General features: G+C 43.4%; 18 protein-coding genes. 9 read left to right on the forward strand and 9 right to left on the reverse strand.

What is annotated here, in order from left to right; translation table 11 throughout:
- The first annotated feature begins 125 nt into the window (after nucleotides 1-125).
- From BLS23_RS15665 to BLS23_RS15680, 4 genes are all read left to right on the forward strand, one after another.
- Nucleotides 126-1,712: a PucR family transcriptional regulator gene (locus tag BLS23_RS15665; RefSeq protein ID WP_089653982.1), complete on the forward strand. Its 1,587-nt coding sequence runs from the start codon at nucleotides 126-128 to the stop codon at nucleotides 1,710-1,712.
- Nucleotides 1,713-2,474: 762 nt separating this feature from the next.
- Nucleotides 2,475-3,815 carry an aspartate aminotransferase family protein gene (locus tag BLS23_RS15670; protein ID WP_089653983.1) on the forward strand — a complete coding sequence of 447 codons (1,341 nt, stop codon included), beginning with the start codon at nucleotides 2,475-2,477 and terminating at the stop codon, nucleotides 3,813-3,815.
- A 22-nt stretch (nucleotides 3,816-3,837) separates the two neighbouring features.
- Nucleotides 3,838-4,971 (forward strand): alanine dehydrogenase, encoded by a 1,134-nt coding sequence (ald, locus tag BLS23_RS15675; RefSeq protein ID WP_089653984.1) that lies wholly within the window; start codon nucleotides 3,838-3,840, stop codon nucleotides 4,969-4,971.
- A gap of 122 nt (nucleotides 4,972-5,093) precedes the next feature.
- On the forward strand, nucleotides 5,094-5,348 hold the full coding sequence (locus BLS23_RS15680) for a phage holin family protein (protein WP_089653985.1): 255 nt from the start codon (nucleotides 5,094-5,096) through the stop codon (nucleotides 5,346-5,348).
- A gap of 26 nt (nucleotides 5,349-5,374) precedes the next feature.
- On the opposite strand, the gene BLS23_RS15685 is transcribed toward BLS23_RS15680, so the two are convergent.
- The 3 genes from BLS23_RS15685 to BLS23_RS15695 all read right to left on the reverse strand — a co-directional run bounded on the left by BLS23_RS15685 (nucleotide 5,375) and on the right by BLS23_RS15695 (nucleotide 7,043).
- Nucleotides 5,375-6,187 (reverse strand): undecaprenyl-diphosphate phosphatase, encoded by an 813-nt coding sequence (locus BLS23_RS15685; RefSeq protein ID WP_089653986.1) that lies wholly within the window; start codon nucleotides 6,185-6,187, stop codon nucleotides 5,375-5,377.
- Nucleotides 6,178-6,795 (reverse strand): DedA family protein, encoded by a 618-nt coding sequence (locus BLS23_RS15690; protein WP_089653987.1) that lies wholly within the window; start codon nucleotides 6,793-6,795, stop codon nucleotides 6,178-6,180. Before BLS23_RS15690 ends, BLS23_RS15685 begins: the two co-directional genes overlap by 10 nt.
- 65 nt (nucleotides 6,796-6,860) lie before the next feature.
- A complete protein-coding gene (locus tag BLS23_RS15695) occupies nucleotides 6,861-7,043 on the reverse strand; it encodes a hypothetical protein (protein ID WP_089653988.1) in 183 nt (60 codons plus the stop codon).
- Between the two features lie 273 nt (nucleotides 7,044-7,316).
- Here BLS23_RS15695 and ccmA point away from each other — a divergent pair, with 273 nt between their 5' ends.
- Genes ccmA through BLS23_RS15710 form a run of 3 tightly spaced genes read left to right on the forward strand, consistent with a single transcriptional unit; the run spans nucleotide 7,317 to nucleotide 9,729 of the window.
- Nucleotides 7,317-8,045, forward strand: coding sequence for a heme ABC exporter ATP-binding protein CcmA (ccmA, locus tag BLS23_RS15700; protein ID WP_089654017.1), 729 nt, complete (start codon nucleotides 7,317-7,319; stop codon nucleotides 8,043-8,045).
- Nucleotides 8,027-9,037, forward strand: a complete 1,011-nt coding sequence (locus tag BLS23_RS15705; RefSeq protein WP_089653989.1) for an ABC transporter permease — start codon at nucleotides 8,027-8,029, stop codon at nucleotides 9,035-9,037. The genes ccmA and BLS23_RS15705 overlap by 19 nt, the downstream gene beginning before the upstream one ends.
- 32 nt (nucleotides 9,038-9,069) lie before the next feature.
- Nucleotides 9,070-9,729, forward strand: a complete 660-nt coding sequence (locus BLS23_RS15710) for a TetR/AcrR family transcriptional regulator (protein ID WP_089653990.1) — start codon at nucleotides 9,070-9,072, stop codon at nucleotides 9,727-9,729.
- 120 nt (nucleotides 9,730-9,849) lie between these two features.
- On the opposite strand, the gene BLS23_RS15715 is transcribed toward BLS23_RS15710, so the two are convergent.
- Both BLS23_RS15715 and rlmN read right to left on the reverse strand, forming a co-directional pair.
- Nucleotides 9,850-10,278, reverse strand: a complete 429-nt coding sequence (locus tag BLS23_RS15715; RefSeq protein WP_089653991.1) for an excalibur calcium-binding domain-containing protein — start codon at nucleotides 10,276-10,278, stop codon at nucleotides 9,850-9,852.
- A gap of 240 nt (nucleotides 10,279-10,518) precedes the next feature.
- Nucleotides 10,519-11,604 (reverse strand): dual-specificity RNA methyltransferase RlmN, encoded by a 1,086-nt coding sequence (gene rlmN, locus BLS23_RS15720; RefSeq protein ID WP_089653992.1) that lies wholly within the window; start codon nucleotides 11,602-11,604, stop codon nucleotides 10,519-10,521.
- 345 nt (nucleotides 11,605-11,949) lie between these two features.
- On the opposite strand from rlmN, the gene BLS23_RS15725 reads away from it, so the two are divergent.
- The gene (locus BLS23_RS15725) at nucleotides 11,950-12,429 is read left to right on the forward strand and encodes a site-2 protease family protein (protein WP_089654018.1); all 480 of its coding nucleotides are present in this window, start codon (nucleotides 11,950-11,952) and stop codon (nucleotides 12,427-12,429) included.
- 131 nt (nucleotides 12,430-12,560) lie between these two features.
- Here BLS23_RS15725 and BLS23_RS21825 read toward each other — a convergent pair whose 3' ends face one another.
- Entirely contained in the window at nucleotides 12,561-12,734 is a 174-nt protein-coding gene (locus tag BLS23_RS21825; RefSeq protein WP_167356100.1) for a nucleoside triphosphate pyrophosphohydrolase family protein, read from the reverse strand.
- A 150-nt stretch (nucleotides 12,735-12,884) separates the two neighbouring features.
- Complete coding sequence (locus BLS23_RS15730) at nucleotides 12,885-14,570, reverse strand: serine hydrolase domain-containing protein (RefSeq protein ID WP_244157243.1); 1,686 nt, start codon at nucleotides 14,568-14,570, stop codon at nucleotides 12,885-12,887.
- A gap of 548 nt (nucleotides 14,571-15,118) precedes the next feature.
- On the opposite strand from BLS23_RS15730, the gene BLS23_RS15735 reads away from it, so the two are divergent.
- Nucleotides 15,119-16,027 carry an EamA family transporter gene (locus BLS23_RS15735; protein WP_089653994.1) on the forward strand — a complete coding sequence of 303 codons (909 nt, stop codon included), beginning with the start codon at nucleotides 15,119-15,121 and terminating at the stop codon, nucleotides 16,025-16,027.
- Between the two features lie 19 nt (nucleotides 16,028-16,046).
- Here the strand turns inward: BLS23_RS15735 and BLS23_RS15740 are convergent, their stop codons facing one another.
- Entirely contained in the window at nucleotides 16,047-18,017 is a 1,971-nt protein-coding gene (locus tag BLS23_RS15740) for a TRAP transporter permease (protein WP_089653995.1), read from the reverse strand.
- A gap of 64 nt (nucleotides 18,018-18,081) precedes the next feature.
- The gene (locus BLS23_RS15745; protein ID WP_089653996.1) at nucleotides 18,082-19,095 is read right to left on the reverse strand and encodes a TAXI family TRAP transporter solute-binding subunit; all 1,014 of its coding nucleotides are present in this window, start codon (nucleotides 19,093-19,095) and stop codon (nucleotides 18,082-18,084) included.
- Nucleotides 19,096-19,331: the final 236 nt, after the last annotated feature.

Below are 19,331 nucleotides of genomic sequence, written 5' to 3' on the forward strand. Positions count from 1 at the left end.
CCAGTTTGATGAAGATTGAGAGAATTGTTAGATTCACTAGGACTATTAAACTTTTTTGTAAGAAAATCTCACAATCTATTAGATTTTTCTGAATAATTGTTGTACTTTAAAAGAGGGGTCATTCAATGAACGAACACATGTCGATTGAAAACATCCTGAAAAGGGACCATTTCGCTTCTGCTGAAGTTATTGCTGGTCGGAAGGGGATCGACCGGTTGGTCAAATGGGTTCACGTTTTTGAAATGATCGAAGTGAGAAAGAACTTGAAAGGTGGAGAGCTTGTCCTTTCGACAGGATTTGGCTGGAAGGATGATCATGAGCTTTTTCTCCATTTATTAAAACAATTAGTCGAAAAAGAAGTAGCCGGAATTTGTATCGAAATCGGGAGTTTTGTTGATTACATACGCCAGGAAGCGATCGATTATGCGGAAGCCAACGATTTTCCGATCATCTTATTCCGGGAAGAAGTTTCTTTTGTGGAAATTACTCAAGATATTCATGCGGATCTCATCAATCAGCAATACGAATTCATTACGAATTTAGAAGATTATTCGCAACGGCTGAATAAACGGTTGTTATCCATTGATAACTACTTTGAGATTCTAAAAAACTTGCAGCAATATGTGAATTGCCAGCTCGTCTATATTGCCAAGGATCATACGGTCGTCACGATCCCAGCCTTGAGAGAGAAAGAACGCGAGCAAGTATTGATGGAGCTCGGCAAGCCAGATGGGGGATCGAGAAGAGTTTTAAAACAGCCGGTGCAAGTATTCGATCGGGAATTTGCGAATATTTACTTATTGTCCAACCGTAGAGAGTTCGGTGAATTCGAGTCTTTATTATTGGACAGGACGGGGACTGCGCTTGCGCAATACTTATTAAGAGAACTTTATACGGAAGAAAAAAGAAAAGCAAAAGAAACAGAGTGGCTGACAGAGTGGCTGCAGGGAGAGCATGAAGAAGAGGAGATTCGTGACAGACTTGCCGTCTACAAACTGGATAAAACTGTAAAAGGGGCGATTGTACTTACCATTAAGTTGAATATGGTGGACAGACAGAAATCCAACCCTGACGTCACCTATATGAACATGCTCATCCACAATATTTTTGACCAGAACGGTTATTATGTTTTTCCGGTAGAGAAGCGGCATCAGCTTACTTTCATTCTGTTGAATCGGAAAGAAGCTGAAGATTGGAAGAAGCGAGTCAAACGCGGGGTTGAGCGACTACAGAAAATCAGCCTCTTGAATGATTCATGCATATCCTCTTTTCAAATCGCTGTTGGTAAATACGTGAAAGACCTGTACAAGTTGCATGAAAGCTTTCAAACGGCACAGGAAACTTTGACTTTACAGGAGAAGCTCCCGGAAAGTCAGTCCAAATTTTTTTACGATGACTTACACATGTACCGATTAATTTCACTCGTCCATCAACACAGCAACCTTGATGGATTAGTTGAAGAGTACTTAGAACCGATTATTAAGTATGATGAAAAGAATAACACGAACCTCCTTGAGACATTAAGGGTTTATTTGGCGTGCAATGGATCTAAAAAAGAAACCGCTTCCAAAGTTTTTGTTGTCCGTCAGACGTTATATCATCGCCTGGAGAAGTTAGAAAAACTGCTGGGACCTGATTTTATGGAATGTGAAAAAAGACAGGTCATCGAGTTTGCTCTCCTAGCCTACGAATACCAAAGAGCCGTCACCTAACCAAGCTACTTCAAGCACTTATTCGCTTTTCGAATAAGTGTTTTTTTATTATCCTTTTCCAACTCAAGCTCCCGATTGTGGAAGACTCAGTTTCGAGACTTTTGTTGTGTGGATGGGGGCTGCGGGTAATAGCTCGCTTTCCGCGGGAGCGCAAGGAGCACATACCGCGCATCCTTAAAGAAAGCCTTGCCCAGTTGAAATAATGAATGACATATCCTGGCCATGGATACGGGGTCAGGGAAACGACGATTTGCAGTGCTTTGAATCAGTCAGTAGAAAAACACACATGTTCGTGTCTCCATTCGTTTTTCATGCGGACGTTTCCCAGACCCTGTTCCCACGCTTTATTTGTGCAGGATGCATGATTAAAACAACCCTATAACGGCGTGGGTGAACAGGCCTTCATTACAGAGCTCGGCAGGTTACTGTTAAAGGGATTTTGAGAACCTCGTATGGCAAAGGGGCGGAGGGAAACGGTGAGACTCCTGTGGGAAGTGCGTGGTAGATGAGACCCCGCAGAGCGTTAGCTCGAGGAGGCTCATCACTCGCCCACGGAAAGCGAACCTTTTCCCGGAGCCCTAAACTCCCACAAACGTCTCGAAATCAAGTCTTCAACAATACTGCCATATTGTTTAATAAGCTCTCTTGTCATTATGTGAAAGTGGGGAGATGACTGTTTGACACAATGTCTAATGAAAGCACGCCTCAAATATTAGATAATTAAGATAATTCTAACAAAAGACCATTGAGGAGGAATCTCCGTTGACTAAAGCTGATGTAAAAAGCGAAATGCTTTCAAAAGACGAGAAGTATGTATGGCACTCCATGAAGCCCTATAACCCTGATGCGACAATGATAGCCAAAAGTGCCAAAGGTTCCTGGATCACCGATATAGACGGTAACCGATATTTGGATGCGATGTCAGGCTTATGGTGTGTGAACGTTGGTTATGGGCGGGAGGAGCTTGCGAAAGCAGCTTATGAACAGATCAAGGATCTTTCTTATATGCCACTTACGCAAAGTCATGAAGCTGCGATTCAATTAGGAGAAAAAATCAATCAGCTGCTTGGTGATGATTATGTCGTCTTTTTCTCAAACAGTGGATCGGAGGCAAATGAAGCTGCGTTTAAAATGGTTCGACAATATCATCAGCAAAAAGGGGATCACTACCGGACGAAATTCATTTCAAGATATCGCGCATATCATGGAAATTCCACAAGCGCGTTAGCTGCCACGGGGCAGGCGCAGCGCAAATACAAGTACGAACCTCTAGGCCCTGGTTTTTTGCATGTCGCTCCACCTGATGAGTACCGGAATGACCATAATGAAAAAGACCGCTTTGGAGCAAAGGAAATCGACGATGTGATGACATGGGAATATAGTGAATCGATTGCTGGTGTAATCATGGAGCCGATCATTACTGGTGGTGGTGTCATTGTACCGCCAGAACAGTATATGAAAGAGGTTCAAGCCATTTGTGAAAAGCACGGAGCTCTCATGATTGTCGATGAAGTGATCTGTGGTTTCGGACGTACAGGAAAGCCGTTCGGTTTTATGAACTATGGGGTGAAGCCCGATATCATTACGATGGCGAAAGGGATTACAAGTGCGTATCTTCCTCTTTCAGCGACGGCAGTCAAACGGGAAGTATATGAAGCATTTTGTGGAGACGATACGTATGATTTCTTCCGTCACATCAATACCTTCGGAGGTCATCCAGCGGCTTGTGCGGTTGCACTCAAAAATATTGAGATTATGGAAAGAGAAAACTTGTTTGAGCGTTCACGGGAATTAGGAGAGGCAGCGAAAAATGATTTGAACACGCGTCTTCAAAACCATAGGCATGTGGGCAATGTGAGAGGGAAGGGGTTGCTCATCGGTATTGAGATGGTTGAAAGTAAGGAAAAGATGGAACCATTGGCTGTTGAGAAAGTCAACCAAATCATCGCTTATTGTAAGAACAAAGGAGTAATCATTGGCAAAAATGGGATGACAGTAGCCGGCTTTAACAATGTCATTACACTATCTCCTCCTTTGTCTATCGAAGAAGAAGATCTGACTCTCCTGCTGGATACCGTGGTGGAGGCGATACAAACGTTATGATCTTAATTAGGAGGTTTCTCGAATGCGGATAGGGATACCAAAGGAAATTAAAAATAATGAAAACCGTGTGGCGATTACTCCAGCTGGCGCGGTTAATCTAATCAATGAAGGACATGAAGTCTTTTTAGAGACGAAAGCTGGGGAACGCTCAGGTTTTTCTAATCAACAATATGAAGAAGTCGGAGTCAAAATCGTAGACACGGCTGCGGAGGCATGGGCCCAGCAGATGGTTCTGAAGGTGAAGGAGCCGCTCGCCGAAGAGTACACTTACTTTTATGAGGGATTAATCTTATTTACGTATTTGCACCTTGCGGCAGATGAAGAATTGACAAAAGCGTTGGCAGAGAAAAAAGTGGTCGCCATTGCTTATGAAACGGTTCAATCCGGGAATGGATCACTACCTCTGCTTACACCGATGAGTGAAGTGGCAGGGAGGATGGCCACGCAAAAAGGTGCGCAATATTTAGAACGCACCCATGGAGGTAAAGGCATTCTTCTTGGCGGAGTTCCGGGAGTGAAACGCGGGAAGGTGACGATTATCGGAGGTGGTGTTGTAGGAACGAACGCTGCTAAAATCGCGATCGGTTTAGGGGCGGATGTCACGATGATCGACCTCAGCCCTGATCGACTTCGCCAGCTTGATGATATATTTGGTTCATCGATCAACACGCTTATGTCGAATCCATTGAATTTGAGCGAGGCGGTCAGGGAGTCCGATTTAGTTATCGGAGCGGTTTTGATTCCAGGGGCCAAAGCGCCAAAACTTGTGACAGAAGATATGGTGAAATCGATGAGTCGGGGAAGTGTCATCGTTGATGTCGCTGTCGATCAGGGCGGGATTGTCGAAACGGTCGACCACGTCACGACACATGACGATCCGACCTATGTGAAACATGGAGTTGTCCATTATGCGGTTGGCAATATGCCGGGAGCTGTTCCGCAGACATCAACGCTTGCGCTCACAAATGTTACCGTTCCTTATGCGGTTCAGATCGCAAACAAAGGTTTTCAAAAGGCATGCCTCGAAAACACTGCCTTATTAAAAGGTGTAAATGTCGTCAATGGCAGTGTGACTTATCGTGAAGTGGCAGAAGCTCATGGGTTGGATTATATGGAAGTCGAAAAAGCCCTTGGACCGAAATCATTCGTTTCATAAGAAAATATTGCGTCTCGTCCCATGAGAGGGGCGGGATGTTATATTTTGCAGAAAGTACTTCAAGCCTCGCTTCATGAATAACATGGAATAAGCTCTTATTTTATTCTAAAGGAGATCAACCCATGGAGTTCATGATGGATTTCACCCCCTATGCGGGACTCGCTGTATTGTTGTATGCGATGAGGCAGACAAAACGAGTGCCAAACCGATACATCCCCATCATCGCTGTTGTTTTAGGAGTCGCTTTTTCCTATTGGCAGCAAGGCATCTCTCCATCAGCAACGGTGGAAGGGTTGAAGTATGCCTTGCTTGGTATCGGTACTGTTGCAGGAGTTAAGTATTTTTTAGAGAAAAATGAGGGTGGCCATAAGGACTGAGCTCTTGTAGCTTTGTCCTTTTTTTATTAAAAATATAGAAAACAGATAACCACGATTAAGATGAAACGGTAGATCGCGAATGGAATTAATTTCACATGATTGATCAGTTTCAAAAAGAATCGAATGGATAAGAGAGCGAAGAGAAAAGCACTTAGGAAACCGACAGCAAAATAAGGAACAGCCGTCCATTGGAAGTAGGCAAGGTTATTTACAATGGACAGGCTACTTGCTCCCAGCATGATTGGAACAGCCATGATGAAAGTGAAATCTGCTGCAGCTCTGTGGCTCAGCCCCATTACAACACCTGCTGATATCGTAGCACCAGAACGTGAGAAACCAGGCCACAGCGATAGACATTGAAAGATTCCTATTGTAAAAGCTTGTGAGTGACTGATTTGATCGACACTTTCTTTCCTTCCTTTCGGTTGGTGCAGATCAGCAGCAATCATGAAGATAGCTCCTGCTCCTAATCCAATCAAAACGGTCTCGAGAGTGAACAAATGTTTATCAATAAAATCTTCGAATAGGAAACCTAAAATGGCAGCTGGGAGGAGTCCTGTGATAATATGAGACCATTTTAAACGGAGGCCTTTACGTTTCCGCGAGGATATCAATAGATCCTTAAATCGATCTCGGAAAATGACAACGACAGCAAGAATAGATCCCAGCTGAATGAACACTTTAAACGTATTCGCTACATAGTCTCCCAGAAACAAGTCCGTCTTCAGCCACATTTCATCAACAAGAATCATGTGCCCGGTTGAAGATACGGGCGCAAACTCTGTCAAACCTTCAAACATTCCAAGAATCACGACTTTAATAAACTCCATCATCTCCATAAGCGAACACCTTTCCCTTTACGCATCCACCAAATGGTAAGGAAAGTAACAGCGATGATTAGGACATACGTCCATATAGAGTACACCTTCATATAGTGTAGAATATCGCGCCAGGAATCTCCGAGGATGACACCTGTGTAGATCAAGGCTGTATTCCAAATCAAACTTCCCGAAAAGGTAAGGAAAAGAAAAGGAACGATAGAGAAACGGGCCATTCCTGCAGGTAAGGAAATGAAACTTCTGACAAGTGGAAGCATACGGCAAAGAAAGATGGCCCAATATCCATAAGTCTCAAACCAATGGAAAGCTCTGTTCACATCTGCTTTCGTGAGACGCAGATATTTTCCGTGACGTTCCACCCACTCTTCCAGTTTGTCTCTGCTGATGGACATCCCGATTCCATACAATAGAAGAGATCCAGTCAAAGAACCCGAGGTCGCATAAATGATGACCCATGTTATCGTTAAATCCGTCCTTACAGTCATAAATCCACTGAGCGGCAGAACAACTTCTGATGGAATAGGGGGAAAGATGTTTTCGATCGCCATCAATGCATAAACCCCCAGATACCCGAACTGTTCCATCATCCAAATGATCCATTCTTCCATGAATTTCTCCTCCAAAAGATGATCGATGTATTGTATCGAACAAGCTTCCAAATTAGAACCTGAAATCAGTTTTTGAATATGTCTTTAAGCGTATCGGTATTCAACATACTCCAACTGAATTCAATGGAATAGGTGCTCCAGTCAGCACCTGCCAGCCATCCTGCCAAAAAAATGACTCCAAAAAACGAAGCGAGCGTTATTACTGAAAAAAGATAGTAGAGGACCTCGCGATCATCATGGTTTTTCAACGTTTTACTCCTTTCATTATTTACGAACAGACATTCCCTTAGTGATTGAGAATATTATAGCAGTTAAAAATGCCGATGGATATCTAATATTAAATATTGATTAAACAGAATAAACCGTTCTTTTGATAAAGCACTCTTCTTGGAATCACACACTGCCAGCGGATGAGAAACGAAGGTAAGAAATAATTTCTCCCTTCTCCCTTTACATGTTCAGGAAGCGATGTATAATTAAAGTGAGTAATCACTCATTTAGGAGGGGTTAATTTGAATTCTATGGTTGAAATGAAGGGTGTCGTCCAACGTTATGGTAAAGTTACAGTCATTGACCAGGTGGATCTATCCATACAGAAAGGTGAGATTTTTGGATTGTTGGGCCCTTCAGGGGCAGGGAAGACCACGCTTGTAAAGTTGATGGCAGGAATACTACAACCTACAGAAGGAACCATTTCTCTTGATGGGGCCGCATTGCGGCATCTTGCGCAGATGAAAAATTTTGGGTTCATGGCGCAATCGGATGCTTTGTATCAAGAATTGACGGCATGGGAGAATCTAGATTTTTTTGCCTCCATTTATTCCCTATCGAGAAAAAAGAGAAGGAAAAGAATCAGAGAAGTACTTGAAATGGTTAACTTATCCTCTTCTAAAGACCAGCCCGTCCAAACATTTTCTGGAGGGATGAAAAGGCGGTTGTCCTTAGCTGCAGCTCTTGTCCATGAACCGGAAATGATCATCCTTGATGAACCCACTGTTGGCATCGATCCTGTTTTACGGCAGTCGATTTGGAACGAACTTAATGATTTGAAGCATAAGGGCGTTACGATTATTGTTACCACACATGTCATGGACGAGGCGGAGAAGTGCGATCGTCTGGCTCTGCTGAGAAAAGGAAAAATGATAGCCATGGATACTCCAGAAATGTTGAAGGAAAAGGTGAATGTGTCATCTATGGAGGACGTGTTTTTGCATTATGGAGGTGATACAAAATGGATACCTTCCATGTAATGAAAAGAATTCTTCTCCAATTCCGGCGGGATAAAAGAAGTGTAGCTCTGATGGTGGTGGCACCACTCCTTGTTTTGTCCCTCATGTGGATGGTACTGGATCATGATGAAACCAACTTGGAACTAGGAGCCGTCGACGTTCCAGAATCCATGCTTGAAAAATTGTCGTCTGACACCCTTGTTGTTGAAACGCTGTCTTCTTCTAGAGCAGAAGAAAAGCTGGATGAGGGGACGTTGGATGCTGTGTTGTATTTTGAAAATCAGGAAACATCCCTGCTTCTAGAGGGGAGTGATCCAAACGCTGCTGGGGCAATCCAAAAAGAATTGCAATCTTTAAGAGCGAATCAGCAAATTTCAATGAACGTTGAGTACTACCATGGGTCAGAGGATCTCGGGTTATTTGATTACGTGGGACCTGCACTCATCGGTTTTTTCGTCTTTTTCTTCGTATTTATTGTGGGCGGAGTTTCTTTTTTAAGAGAACGTACACAGGGTACATTGGAACGTTTGTTGGCTACCCCCATCAAACGATCTGAAATCGTGTTCGGTTATCTCGCAGGATTTGGACTGTTCACAATCCTTCAGTCTCTCGTCATTGCCTCCTTTTCCATTTACATCCTGGGGGTGTTCATGGATGGGAGTTTCTTTTATGTGCTCATTGTAACCATTTTACTTGCTCTAGCGGCTTTAAGTCTTGGTACATTGGTATCCGCATTTGCTGAGAATGAATTTCAGATGATTCAATTCATTCCTTTGATCATTGTTCCCCAGGTGTTTTTCTCCGGTTTATTCCCAATAGAAGGACTAGGAACATGGGTACAGGTCATTGGACAGATGATGCCTTTAACGTATGGGGCAGAAGCTATGAGGGGGATTATGCTGCGCGAAGCTTCTTTTGCGGAGATCCAACTGGAAGTGTATATTTTACTAGGGTTTACGGCCCTGTTCACGACATTGAATATATTCGCATTGAAGAAGCATCGGCGTTTATAATGGTAGAATGGACGCTTTAGGAGGATGGATGAATGACTGACTTTAAGAAAATGGTGGAAACGTTAGAACAGACGACAGAAAAAGATCGAAAGTTAACACCGAAACAGGAACAAATATTAAAAGCTGCCGTAGAGATTTTTGCGGAAAAAGGGTACGCTTCTTCTTCCACCAGTGAAATTGCAGCAAAAGCGAATGTAGCTGAAGGGACGATTTTCCGTCATTATAAAACAAAGAAAGAGCTCTTGATCTCCATCGTGACCCCATTTATGACGAAGTTCACTTTGCCGTTTTTTGCTTCTCATTTCGCCAAGGAAGTTTTTGAGGAGCCTCCAGAGGGGTTGGAAAGTTTATTGCGGACTCTTTTGAAAAATCGATTTGAATTTGCAAAAGAAAACGCTCCTCTTTTGCGCATTGTGATTCAGGAAATGGCCTTTCACCCTGAGCTTCAGGAAAATTTTCAAGAAGTATTCCTTGAAGAAATATTCCCGAAATTCGAAGAGGCACTGAATCACTTGAAAGAAAAAGGAAAACTTGTGGAAATGCCGAATGCCTCCATCATACGTATGATTATCTCTTCCGTCGTCGGTTTTCTGGTCACCCGCTTTATCATTGCACCTGATTTAAACTGGGAGGACGAAAAGGAAATTGATTATACGATTGACTTCATTATGCATGGGTTAGCACAGAAATAATGACAGGTCTATCCTATAAACGGATAGACCTGTTTTGCTCTTAAGATTAGACGAAATAGGCTCCAAAGAAAAAACAGCGAACCATAAAGGTTCGCTGAAGAGGGGGATGGGTAAGGTTATTTAATTTTCCCTGCGCACATACAACAGTCCGCCACTCAATAAAAACAGCCCCATCCCGAGTAACGCATATGTAGCATACGGCGTTGCGGTTTCTGGAAGCTCTCCACCTTCTTCGTCAGAAGATTCTTCTTGAGTTCCGTTCTCTTCAGAATCTTCCATTGCCTCGTCTTCTGATGCTTCTGAATCACCAGATCCATCACCAGATGAGCTGCCACCTAAGCTCTCACATGGTACACCATCTTTGTCTCGGTCTAATCCATCTGGATCGTTATTTTCATCGTACCCATTTTCTTCCCAATACTGCTCTGCTTCTGCTGTAGAATCAAAGTCGCTGCAATCTTTGTCTCCGTCATGACTGTCGGCACTTACGATCCCTGCACTGCCAAAGGTTAAAGTGAAAACGAATAGAAAAGCTAAGAATTTTCTCATTCTGGAAAAACTCCTTTTTGATAGATTCCCATCACCCCTTGGATATTTTTGTATATTCTTCTATTTCCTATATTTTTACAAATGAAACCATTTTTTTCGGTATTATATGAAAGCTATCATACTAAGCGTAAAAAAATTTTCATTAGTAGGTTAGGAGGCCAGGATTTAGCTCAAGAGATAAATGGGAATTTGAAAAAGCTATAAGTATGAAAAAAAGCATGAGGCCGGGGCCTCATGCTTTTAGTTCATTGGCATCTTTTTCTTTTTGCGTGCTTTTTCTTTTTCGATTTGCTTACTGCGCAACTGTCCGCAGGCGGCATCGATGTCGGTTCCGTGTTCTGTACGGACTCCGCACTTGATTCCGCGGTCCATCAACGTTTGATAGAACGTCAGGATCGCTTCTTTTTCACTTCGCTCATAAGGGTTGTCAGCGACCGGGTTGTATGGAATCAAGTTGACGTAGGATAAGTGGCGCTTATCCTTCAACAAGTCCGCAAGCTCTTCCGCTTCCTTCTTATGGTCATTGACGTCCTTGAGTAAAATGTATTCGAAGGTAATCCGTCGGTTCGTTTTTTCCAGATAATAATCAATAGCCGGCATCAGTTTTTCGAGTGGGTAGGCACGGTTAATTTTCATGATTTGGGTACGCAGTTCATTGTTTGGTGCATGAATGGAAAGGGCCAGATTGATCTGGATGCCTTCATCTGCGAACTCATACATTTTCGGTGCGATTCCACTTGTGGATACAGTGATGTGGCGCGCTCCAATGGAAAGTCCTTTTTGATCGTTCACAACTTTCAAGAAATCAATCAGGTTTTCATAGTTGTCGAACGGTTCACCAATCCCCATCACTACGATGTGGCTGACGCGTTCATCGTTCCCTTGTTGATCCAAGTGCTGTTGAACTTGCATGATCTGTTCAACAATCTCGCCACTGGAAAGGTCACGGTTCTTACGAAGAATTCCACTCGCACAGAAGGAGCATCCAATGTTGCAGCCCACCTGTGTTGTCACACATACGGACAACCCGTAGTTGAATCGCATCAGTACCGTTTCAATAACGTTTCCATCATCTAATTTAAATAGAAACTTAACGGTTCCGTCCTTTGATTCTTGTTTAATTTCTTCAGAAAGTGTCTCAATCGTAAAATGTTCATCGAGAAGATCGATGCAGGATTGATTCACGTTTTTCATTTGTGAAAAGTCTGTTACACGCTTTTGGTAGAGCCAGTCCCATACTTGCTTGGAGCGGAACTTTTTCTCCCCATGATCTATAAGCCAATCTGTCAGTTGGTCAAACGTCAATCCGTAAATGGATCGTTTCATAAATACGCTCCTCTTTAAAAAAAATCGCTATTCCTATCATACTCGAAACAGAAGCCTTACACAACAGGAGAAGGAATGTTTAAATTTTACAAACATTTGAAGGGGAGGTTTTAGGAGGGTTCCACTGAATGGGGAAATATGGGTTTATAAGGATGATCTGGAAGGATAATGAAGACGATCACTTCAGCACTTTCTGAGCGAATTACAGTGAATGGCTCCCTTGTCATGTCTATAGTCTCCTTACTGAGGCTATGGAAGCAGTTTTCTGCATTTGGGTTATCTTTTTACAAAAAAGGGAAGTTGTTTTTTCAGAACTTCAATTCACACCATAACGGAGGAACGCTTATGTTTACAATGAATGACATTCCTATGTTCATCATAAACTTTTTTCTGATTCTGCCACTCGTCACTCTTGTTCATGAGACGGGTCATGTCCTTGTCGCCCGTATATTCGGAGGGAAGATAAAGTACTGTATAGGGACAGGGAAACTGCTGTTTCATGTGGGGCCTTTGGAAGTAAGGCGTATGTACTTTATGGAGGGCTGGTGTCAGTACGAAAAGCTTTCCTACAACAAGACATGGGCTCATGTGTCGATCTACCTTGCCGGAAGCCTTTTTAACTTGGCGATTATCCTGTTATTGAATGTTTTGATCACTCAGGGAGTTCTTCCTGTGGATCTATTTTTCTACCAATATTCTTATTTCTCTGTGTACTTCATATTCTTTTCACTCTTTCCCTATCGAAATGGTGACGGCAAGCCGAGTGACGGTATGGCGATCTATGATGTCATTCGTTACGGGAAAGCGGTGGATCCAATCGATTAATAGAAAAAGGGGAAAGCCCATCAGGCTTTCCCCTTACATGTGGTCACACATCTTCAATATCCAGGAGCATCGTATGATTATGGAATGCGCAGCGCTCTTTTCTGCGATGTTGAAGAATATGTTCAAGTTCATCAATTGTGGCTCTGTGTGTAAGATAAGGCGTGAATGACTTCCAAAGGGTCTGCGAGTTTCGTCAAGGAATCTTTGTTTTCATCGATGTTGAAATATCGAGTTCGGATGTTCTTTCCCGAATCTCTCAGTAAGTTAGGAATTTGATTTCGGACTAGTTTATTGTGCTCTGTCAATGTTTCACTCTCCTTTCAGTTATACCCATCCTTAACTGTTTCTATGAAAAAAACAATTAAATATTATAAACAATTGGTATAGTAGATGAGGTGAGGAAAGTAAAAAAATGCAGACAAGTGGGATCACTTGTCTGCATTGTGAAAGATTTATTAATAGGATCGTTTTTCCCATGAATCGCTTTTAACCTCTACAGCATTTCCGTTTATTTCTAGATTATCAATGTACCAACCGCGGTTGTTCACACTTCCATCGGTTTCATAGATGAAGCGGAGATGCGTAGTGTCTGAAGGTAGTTCAACATTTCGTGATACCCATCCGTTACTGTCACCTGTAAATCTATCCAGTGTTGTCCACGTTTCCCCATCGTCTGATACTTCCAATGTTCCAAAGTCATAACCATCCTCGATTTCAAACCATGTACGGAATGAAAGGGAAGCCGTTTCGCTTGGGTTTACCTTTGCCAACAACTGTTTCTCTACCTGATCCCCATACCCTGAAAACCACGGGTTTGATTTTTTATCCATTTGGACCGGAATGGCATCCGCCACTTTTCGGGCAAAGCCTCTACGCGCCCCGTTCGTAGAAACCGTATCTCTTGTAGGGTGGACACGATTCGTTAATAATATAGCGATCGTATCATTTTCCGGGTTTACTACGATGGATGTTCCTGTGTAACCGGTGTGCCCATATGTCCTTGGACTTGAGAGGGCATCCATATACCATCCTTGTTGGAGTTCCCAGCCTAACCCGTGGTCATCACCTGCAAATTGGGGGATGCGGTTTTCTGTAAGCAGCTTAACGGTTTCAGGCTCAAGGATCTTCTTGTTTCCATACGTACCCTCATTTAAAAACATGTGTGCGAATTTGGCTAAATCATTCGCTGTAGAAAAGACTCCTGCATGACCGGCTACTCCATCCAATGACCAGGCGCTTTCATCGTGTACTTCTCCCCACACAAGCCCACGATTCGTCCAAGGCTGATCTTCCGTTGCAGCAATGCGTGGTTTCAAATCCTCTTCTGGATTATACATTGTATCTTCCATTTTTAATGGTTTGGTAATATTTTTTTCAACAAATTCATCTAAGCGCATATTGGATAGGCGCTCGACGAGAGCTCCTAGGGTGATCATATTTAAGTCGCTGTAAGTATAGGTGGATCCAGGTTCATTAGCGAGAGGATATTGTAATACATGTTGTAAACGGTCGTTTCTGTCACCTTCAACTGTATAAAGAGGGATCCACGCCTTGAAGCCTGAGGTATGTGTCAAGAGCTGCTCAATCGTCACGTTTTCCTTTCCATTTTCCGCAAATTCCGGAAGGTGCTTCGCGACAGGATCGTTTAATTCGAACGCGTCCTGTTCATATAAAATCATAGCGGCGGTCGTGGTGAAAATTTTGCTGATGGAAGCGAGGTCAAAGATGGTATCTTTCTTCATGGGGATTGGGTTTTCTGATTGTGTGAATTCGTCGTCTTCATACTTCATGGCATACCCATAAGCTTCTTCTTTCACAATATGGCCTCTTCTTGCTACAAGAGTCACGGCCCCGGGCATCACGTTGTTTTCTATGGCAGAGAGTAAAAGAGGGTCAATTTCTTGTAAAGGCTCTTCTCTCATGCCTGCTCCTCGTACAGACCCAGGGTGTAGAATTGGAGAGGATGGACCAGGTTGATCCCATGAAAATGCAGGGTGGACAGTGCTTTGGTTCGTATGGACATTTGTTTTCACTCCTTTCTTCTCTATGCTCGGTCCAGGTGCTGCGAGGGTTGAATGCGGGCTTAATAGAGTTGCTCCTAAAGCAGTTGTTAATAGGATGGATACTGTTTTCTTTTTCAATTTACGACCTCCTTTTTCAGATAATTCAAGCATACGGTTTAACCTTCTAGTTGTCTATACCACTTTAGTAGTAATGGAAAAATTATACTGACATAGAAAAGGGTACAAGGGTGTGGGATAAAGGGAGTAGACGGCTTATTTACATGATTTTAACATCCGTTTTTATCCTGGTCGTTTCTTTCCTTTAAGGACTTTCATAAGATTGAGAGCAGGCCCGAGATTACTACTCCAGCACGTTCTATTGGTTTTGGGACATTTTACCCTAAATAGCGATGCGGAGTTTCAGCCTTCTATCTTTGAGGTATGTATTTATATATCTAAAAAGGAGGAATGAAAATGAAACTGATTCGTTCGTTGATCCATACTATCGTAGATATTCTCTTATTCATTCCACGTACTATAGGACGATTGATTAAGAGAATCGTATAATAAAAACATACGCAGGGCCGCTCTTTTTAAAGAGGGGCCTTTTTTTATGGGGGCAGATGTTAAAATAGTGAAGGTATGAAAATGAAATTTTCGTTGGTTGGAAAGGAGGAGGGGGACGAATGAAAGGAAAAGGGATTACACTCGTTCTCATCGGGGCCGCGAGCTTTGGGTTCACACCAATTTTTGTAAAAACAGGCTTTTCTTTAGGGTACACGCTCGGGGAACTGAACATTGTCCAAATGGCGATTGCCTTTATATTTTTATGGTTGATCAGCTTCTTCAAAAGGATTTCTTTGAGAGGAACAAGCAGGGGAGATCTTTTGAAAATTATGTTGACGGGCACGTCCGTTGGTTTGACCAGTATCTTCTATTATGGCGCAATGCAGTATTTACCAGCGTCGATTGCCATTATTCTACTTTTCCAATTCGTGTGGATTGGGATGATTTACGAATGGATCTTTACGAAAGTTGTTCCTACAAAAATTAATTTTCTTTCATTGGTTGTTACCCTCTTAGGGGTGGTGTGCGCGTCGGGTGTGATCGGTGGAGGCTTCTTTGACCTTCCATTGGCAGGACTATTTCTTGGGCTGCTTTCTGGTTTTTCTTATGCAGGTTTTGTCTTTTTCAGCGGACAGGTCGCGACAAAAACCGATCCGATTGCTAGAAGTGCTTTGATGGTTACCGGATCGTTGATTCTTGTGCTGGTTGTATTTATTCAAGACCTCCCAACACTCCCGCTATTTGACGCCCAGTTGTGGAGTATAGGGGCAGGAGTGGCTTTCGTAGGGGCAGTCATCCCACCATTGTTTTTTGCGCAGGGAGCCCCTTTGATTTCTGGAAGGCTTGCGAATGTCTTGAGTTCTATTGAACTACCTGTTGCGATTATTTCCGCTATGCTCATCCTTTCTGAATCTGTTTCCTTGGTTCAGTGGGTGGGGGTGATTTTGATCGTAGCCGCTATTTTCATAAATGAGCTTGGGGGATTTTGGCTAAAAGGGAATTCGGCAAGAAAAAGCCAGACCTTGTAATGAAAGGTCTGACTTTTGATCACACGACAGCTTGTTGTTTCGAAGAATCCTCTTTTTTGTTTTTTACATATTGGAAGACAGAAACTGCTCCGAAAACGCCTAAACCAATGAGAGAAATGACTAGGTGTGGATAAACGAGCATGAGTCCACAAGCGATAAGGGCGATTCGTTCGACCCACGTGACTTTCGTGGCGAAATATCCGATCAGTGCGGAGCTGATGGCTGCCATTCCTAATAAGGCTGTGATGACACTGATGGATAAGTTGAATGCAGTGACGTCTCCCTGCAGCAATAAAAGCGGGTTGGTGACGAACACATACGGAATGATGAATGCGGCAATTGCGAGTTTGACCGCAGTTACACCAGCTTTCATCGGATTGGCCCCGGCGATTCCTGCCCCTGCATATGCAGCGAGACAAACTGGTGGAGTGATATCTGCGACAATTCCGAAATAGAAGACAAACATGTGAACCGCAATGACGGGAACATCAAAAGCTAACAAGGCTGGAGCCGCCATCGTAGCGGTTACGACATAGTTGGCTGTCGTAGGTAGTCCCATCCCTAAAATGATACAAGCAATCATGGTGAAGAACATGACAAGGAAAAACTGGCCTTGGGCAAGGTCGATGATTCCGCCGGCAATTTTAGGTCCGAGGCCTGTAGTCGTTACTGTTCCTGCAATGATTCCAGCAGTGGCACAGGCAGCAATGACGGGAAGGGCAACACGGGCTCCTTCTTCAAGCAATTTGATAATTCCTTTCAAGGACATGCGTGTTTCTTTACGGAAAAAACTGATAACGAAGGCCGTCACGATTGCAAATAAAGCGGCATACGTCGGTGTCCGTCCTGCAAGTAAAAATCCGATAATGATGACGAGCGGAAGGAACAAGTCCAGCCGTTTGATCAGTTTGTTTGTTTTAGGAAGTTCTTCTTTTGAAAGCCCACGGATGTTTTGTTTTCTTGCTTCAAAGTGTGTCCCTAAAAAGACACCTGAAAAATACAAAAGAGCGGGGATGATCGCGATGACGATAATTTCGTTATAAGGGATTCCCGTATAAGACGCCATGATGAATGCTGCGGCACCCATGATTGGCGGCATGAGCTGCCCACCGGTCGAGGCAGAAGCTTCCGAGGCTGCAGCGAAGTGAGGTTTGAACCCTGCATTTTTCATCATCGGGATAGTAAATGATCCAGATCCTACGGTATTGGCGACTGAGCTCCCGCTAACCATTCCTTGAAGCCCGCTCGCTGCAACCGCGGCTTTGGCTGTTCCACCCGTATATTTTCCTGTTAGTCGGAGGGCGAGGTCGTTGAAAAACTGACCAATGTTCGTTTTGACGAGAATGACTCCGAAAAATAGGAATAGAAAAATATAGGTCGATGATATTTGAATCGGTATACCGAAAATGGCACTGGAACTGAAAAACATTTTCGTCGCGAGCGTCGGCCAGTCATTGCCCGCGTGCCCAATTATGGGGATGAAGTTTCCGAACATCCCATAGAGAAGGGCGAGAATAGCTATGATGACAATCGGAAGTCCGACGACGCGCCTTGTCGCTTCAAGTAACAAAAGGATGCCGGCGGTTGCGACAAATTGGTCCATATAGGTGAAGCCGAATATAATCGCTTCATTGATGAGACGGTCATAATTTTGAATGATATAAAAGTTCGCATAAAGAGCGACCGCAGCAAAGATCAGGTCATACCACGGGATGCCGCGTTTGCTCGTTAAAGAAGATTTAATCGGATAGAGGAGATAGACTAAGCACAGCGCCGCGCCTAGGTGAATGGCACCCTGGATGAGTGAAACATAAGCTCCACGGTAAGCCGTATAAAGCTGAAAAATCGTAAGTGCGCTGCCAAGGATCAATGTCACCCAGCCCCAGGTCCCGAGGTTTGTGCGGAATGTGCTCTCTTTATCGTATTTTTTCATCATTTCTTGCTTATCGACTTCCTTGTTATCTTTTTTCGTCACGCCTCTTACCTCCATTCTTTTCTTAAATCAGCGCTTTAAAGAACCGGACAAAAACAATGTCCGGTTCCGTATCCTGCCTTTATTCTAAAATGCCTGCTTCTTTGAAGTACTTCTCTGCTCCAGGGTGAAGCGGAAGATCCTGAGCACCTGTCAAGGCACTATCCTGCGTGATCAGCTTCGCTTGAGCGATCGACATATCGCCAGCATTTTCGTAAAGTGTTTTCGTCATTTCATACGCTAAATCTTCACTGACCTGGCTGGTTGAACCAAGAAGTAGCGCCAATGCGGTAATGGTTTCAACAGGCTCTTCCTGCCACTCATACGTACCAGGTTCCACTGTGTAAGCTTCGTACTGACTGTTGGCAACCACTTCATCTAAAGCGTCTCCTTCAATGTTCAGGAATTTAACTTCGCCTGTAGCCGCTTCTAATTCATCCGTTGTGGAGGATGGAACCCCTACAACCGCAAAAGAAGCGTCAATCGTATTGTTTTGAAGTTTACTTTTCGCGTCGCCAAATCCTTCTTCAAACGCTTCATAGTCTCCTTCTTCAATACCATAAGCGGAAAGAACCATCTCAGCAGCTTCACGAGTCGCTCCACCTGGAGGTCCAACAGCTACTTTTTTACCTTTTAGATCTTCAATGGACTCAATACCAGTAGAATCCAGCGTAACTACTTGAAGGGCCTCTGGATAAAGAGAACCGATGACGCCGACATTTCCGACATCTTTTCCTTCGAATTCACCCATTCCTTCAACCGCATTGATCATCGTTGTATTCTGGGCAATCCCCAACTGGAAATCTCCGGATTGGATCTTGGCGATGTTTTCAACAGAAGCTCCAGATTCAACGGAACTAACATCAAAACCTTCAACGTCAATATTATCTGTGAAAAGGTTCGCCATTTCTCCACCCAGCGGATAGTAGACGCCACCGACACTACCTGTTCCCATCGTCAGGTTTGTCATTTCTTCGCCACCATCACTTCCGCCGTCTTCTCCTGCGGAACCGCTTGTCCCACTTTCACCACAAGCACTCAAGAATAGGCTTACAGTGAAGAGGAGAACGAACATCAACCATGAATACTTTTTCATTTGAAGACCCCCTATTATAAAATTGGATTGATTTAAAAGGATCATTTTCATCCATTTAAACCAAAAACATCCTTATATTTACATGATTTTACCTTGTTTATGGTGCAATTACAATAATATTACAAAAATTAAGACGATTAAAGCGTGGGGGTAATAGTAAAGAAGAGGACCTCCTGATAGGAGCTCCTCTTCAACCGATCAAAAATGAAAGAAACTTCACTTGGAACGGACATTTC

It is taken from the genome of Halobacillus aidingensis, assembly GCF_900104185.1.
In the GTDB taxonomy this organism is placed as follows: domain Bacteria; phylum Bacillota; class Bacilli; order Bacillales; family Halobacillaceae; genus Halobacillus; species Halobacillus aidingensis.

Coding starts and splice junctions, on each gene's coding strand:
- ccmA (WP_089654017.1), top strand. CDS start 7,317: ATGGTTGAAATGAAGGGTGTCGTCCAACGTTATGGTAAAGTTACAGTC.
- BLS23_RS15680 (WP_089653985.1), top strand. CDS start 5,094: ATGGAGTTCATGATGGATTTCACCCCCTATGCGGGACTCGCTGTATTG.
- BLS23_RS15705 (WP_089653989.1), top strand. CDS start 8,027: ATGGATACCTTCCATGTAATGAAAAGAATTCTTCTCCAATTCCGGCGG.
- BLS23_RS15735 (WP_089653994.1), top strand. CDS start 15,119: ATGAAAGGAAAAGGGATTACACTCGTTCTCATCGGGGCCGCGAGCTTT.
- rlmN (WP_089653992.1), bottom strand. CDS start 11,604: ATGAAACGATCCATTTACGGATTGACGTTTGACCAACTGACAGATTGG.
- BLS23_RS15740 (WP_089653995.1), bottom strand. CDS start 18,017: ATGGAGGTAAGAGGCGTGACGAAAAAAGATAACAAGGAAGTCGATAAG.
- BLS23_RS15715 (WP_089653991.1), bottom strand. CDS start 10,278: ATGAGAAAATTCTTAGCTTTTCTATTCGTTTTCACTTTAACCTTTGGC.
- BLS23_RS15710 (WP_089653990.1), top strand. CDS start 9,070: ATGACTGACTTTAAGAAAATGGTGGAAACGTTAGAACAGACGACAGAA.
- ald (WP_089653984.1), top strand. CDS start 3,838: ATGCGGATAGGGATACCAAAGGAAATTAAAAATAATGAAAACCGTGTG.
- BLS23_RS15690 (WP_089653987.1), bottom strand. CDS start 6,795: ATGGAAGAATGGATCATTTGGATGATGGAACAGTTCGGGTATCTGGGG.
- BLS23_RS15685 (WP_089653986.1), bottom strand. CDS start 6,187: ATGGAGATGATGGAGTTTATTAAAGTCGTGATTCTTGGAATGTTTGAA.
- BLS23_RS15725 (WP_089654018.1), top strand. CDS start 11,950: ATGTTTACAATGAATGACATTCCTATGTTCATCATAAACTTTTTTCTG.
- BLS23_RS15665 (WP_089653982.1), top strand. CDS start 126: ATGAACGAACACATGTCGATTGAAAACATCCTGAAAAGGGACCATTTC.
- BLS23_RS15745 (WP_089653996.1), bottom strand. CDS start 19,095: ATGAAAAAGTATTCATGGTTGATGTTCGTTCTCCTCTTCACTGTAAGC.